The following is a 3,267-nucleotide window of genomic DNA, read 5'->3' as shown; positions in this document are numbered from 1 at the left end:
CCCCCGTCCCCTCACCGCCCGGCACCGTTCGTGGCCCTGGTGCCGGGAGTGCACCGGCATCGCCCTCGATCTGGGCAGCGCCCGCACCCGGGCCTGGACGTCCGGGCGGCGCCTGATCCTCGACGTGCCCACGGTGACCTTCCCGGGCACCGGCGCGAGGTACCCCATCCAGCGCGGGGCGATCGTCGACACCCCCGCGACGGCCCGCATGCTCGACCGGCTGCTCGGCCACCGCCTGCCCCGCCCCGGCCGCCCGCTGCTCGTCCTCACCACGCCCGCCCTGGGCGGAGTCCCGTACCGCACCGAAGCCCGCACGGCGGTCGACGTCCTGCGCCCGCGCACCGTGCTGACCGTTCCCGCCGCCCGTGCCGTGGCGACGGCGGCGGACGCCGACCTGACCCGTCCGCTGCTCGTCGTCGACCTCGGCGCCCACCTCACCGAGGTCACGCTCCTGACCGACGGCGCGGTGACCGACGCCCGGCGCGCCGCCCTGGGCACCAGCGACCTGGACAGCCTCACCCCGCCCGAGCGGATCACGGACACGGTGGTCGCCATGCTCACCGCCATGCTGGACCAGGACCGCACCTCCCAGACGCTCGACGCCCTCCGGCGCGGGGCGCTCCTCGCCGGCGGAGGCGCGCTACGGCCCGACATCACCCGCGGCCTCGCCGGCCGGCTGCACGCCCCCGTCCACCCCGTCCCGTCTCCCCACACCGCCGCGGTCCGCGGCGCGGCGAGACTCCTGCACGCCGCCCACGCCCATCCCTCCACGGCGACTCACCCCTGATCCGGCGTTCCCCGAGGCCCGGCGGGCCGACCGTCCGACGACGCCCGACCCGCCGGGCGCCCCGCTCCCACCCCGGCGATAGGCTCCGACGATGAACTCGCCGGACCAGCCCACCCACGGACCCTCCCTCCTCGACCACCGCGCCGCGGTCGCGGCGGAGACCGCCCGATTCGTCGCCGGCCTGCGGGACGCCGACCTGACGACCGCCGTGCCGACCTGCCCGGGCTGGACCCTGGCGGACCTCGTCAAGCACACCGGCAGCGTCCAGCGCTGGTTCTCGGGGCTTCTGCACGCGCGCATCCAGGAACCCCCGCGCAGCCGGGAAGTGGATCTGCAGCTTCCCGAGCGGCAGGAGGACTTTCCGGACTGGCTGGCCGACAGCGCGACCGTGGCCGCACGGGCCTTCGCGGCCACCGACCCGGACCTGCCCATGTGGGCCTGGGGCGTCGATCAGCACGCCCGCTTCTGGGCACGCCGGATGCTCTTCGAGACCCTGGTGCACCGGGTCGACGCCGAACTGGCCCTCGGGCGACGGCCCACCGTCGACCGGCCGCGGGCGGTCGACGGGGTCGACGAGTTCCTCGTCAACCTGCCCTTCGCCACCCCCTTCGCGCCCGATGTCGCCAAGCTGCGCGGCCCCGACCGGACCCTCCGCTTGCACGCCACCGACGGAGAGGAGACCTGGCTCGTCCGCCTGCGGCCCGACGGCTTCGGGCTCGACGCGAACGCCGATGCCGCCGAAGCGGCCGACGCGACCGTCCACGGCGCCGCGGCCGACCTGCTGCTGCTCGTCTACGGCCGGCTGCGGCACGACGCGGCCGTCTTCACACCGGACGGCGACAAGGACCTGCTGACGCGCTGGTTCGCCCACTCCGCGTTCTAGCGCGGTCGGGCGCGGGAAGGCGGCTTCCGGGCAGTGGTCGCCGGAGCCGCTCTCCGGTACCGTACCGACCAGACGGTACGACTGATGCGTCCGTTGCACCGTCATGTGCTCGATGAACACGCTCGTTTCATCCGCCACAGGACGGAGAACCGCCGATGACGCCGGACGCGGACCGCGACAGCCTCGCCCTCGCGCGCGAGACCTGGAGGACGCTCGAGCCCTACCACGGGGCCGTCTACTTCTCGCCCGAAGCCGCCGACCGGTACGGCGAGTTGGGCGTGGATCCCAGGGCGGGGTACTTCGCGTCCCGCTCGGCCGCGCTCGGCGCCGCGTCGGCGGACCTGGTGATCGCCACGTTCTACAACTTCAATCCGCGCCTGGTGCGGCGCGCCATCCCGGCGGCATGGGAGGCGGCCACGCCGCAGCGGTTCACCACCGCCCGGCTCGACGGGATCGACGCCACGCTGCGCCGCATCCTCGGCGCAAAGGCGTCCTCACCGGAGATGACCCGCGCGGCGGAACTCGCCCGCACCGCCGCCGAAGCAGCGGCGGGCCACCCGCAGGGCCGCCCCCTCTTCGCCGCGCACGCCGCACTGCCGTGGCCGAGCGCACCCCACCTCGTGCTCTGGCACGCGCAGACCCTGCTGAGGGAGTTCCGTGGCGACGGCCACCTCGGGGCACTGATGACCGCCGGGCTGAGCGGGATCGAAGCTCTCGTCACCCACGCCGCCGCCGGCGACGTCGGCGCGGAGGTGCTGCGCGACTCGCGGGGATGGGAACCACAGCAGTGGGACGAGGCCGTGCTGAGCCTGCGTGGGCGCGGATGGCTCGACGACGGGCCACGGTTGGCGCTGTCCGAGGCCGGCGCGCGGCGCAGGACGGAGATCGAGCACACCACCGACCGACTGGCCGCCCTCCCCTACCTCGCGCTCGGCCCCGCGGCCTGCGCCGAACTGTGCTCGCTGGTCAGACCGTTCAGCCTCGCGGTGGCCGAGGAGCTGCTCCCCTGGGCGGTCGGCCGCCTGACGGCGGGGAGCACTCGGAATGGCCACGGCGAGGGGACCGGGCAACCTCCGAAGGCCACCCCCTGACCCTTGCGGCGGCCCCGGACGGACCGGCGGAGGGGGTGGCCGCGACCGCCGACGATCACGGTTGCGTAAAGCCTCGCCGCGGAACTCGTTCACGCCCTCTGGAGGGCTGACGGGATGTCGATGCCCCATCGGCGGCTTATCGTCCGATTCTGCTTGGTGATCGCTTGACCGTCCCTGGAGGAGCCCATGGGGCCGGAAGTCATGGGCGGGTCAAAGGCGCGGCGCGGCAACAGAATTGAGCGAAAGTTGAGCGCGCAACCTGCCTGGTCAGAGATGGTCTCGTTCACCCGGCAGACACCTGCCTCCCTTTGCCTCACTCCTCAGTCGGGGGACGTGTCCGCGTCCCTGACCGGTTGTTGGAGGGGCGTTGAAGAGACACAGCCTGTGGCGCGCGGGGATGCCACGCAGGGGGAACCAGCCGAGACGGACCGCCCTCGCGGTGGCCGCGGTGCTGGCGGCGGAGGCGGCGCTGGTGTCGCTGGGTACCGGCGGCGCCTTCGCCGCCG

The 3,267-nt window shown here is 74.3% G+C and carries 3 protein-coding genes; all 3 read left to right on the top strand.

From position 1 onward, the window contains the following. Nucleotides 1-787: acetate and sugar kinases/Hsc70/actin family protein (locus KMS84_RS16200; RefSeq protein ID WP_256916913.1), on the top strand; the 787-nt coding region annotated here is incomplete at its 5' end. A gap of 91 nt (nt 788-878) precedes the next feature. Next, nucleotides 879-1,670 (top strand): maleylpyruvate isomerase family mycothiol-dependent enzyme, encoded by a 792-nt coding sequence (locus KMS84_RS16195; RefSeq protein WP_256916912.1) that lies wholly within the window; start codon nt 879-881, stop codon nt 1,668-1,670. Nucleotides 1,671-1,825: 155 nt separating this feature from the next. After that, complete coding sequence (locus KMS84_RS16190; RefSeq protein ID WP_256916911.1) at nt 1,826-2,761, top strand: SCO6745 family protein; 936 nt, start codon at nt 1,826-1,828, stop codon at nt 2,759-2,761. Nucleotides 2,762-3,267: the final 506 nt, after the last annotated feature.

This window comes from Streptomyces hilarionis, assembly GCF_024539675.1.
In the GTDB taxonomy this organism is placed as follows: Bacteria; Actinomycetota; Actinomycetes; order Streptomycetales; family Streptomycetaceae; genus Streptomyces; species Streptomyces hilarionis.
This window is presented reverse-complemented; position numbering and strand designations above follow the sequence as displayed.

Bases quoted from the DNA above. Each gene is read 5' to 3' on its own strand.
- KMS84_RS16195 (WP_256916912.1), top strand. From the start codon at position 879: ATGAACTCGCCGGACCAGCCCACCCACGGACCCTCCCTCCTCGACCAC.
- KMS84_RS16190 (WP_256916911.1), top strand. From the start codon at position 1,826: ATGACGCCGGACGCGGACCGCGACAGCCTCGCCCTCGCGCGCGAGACC.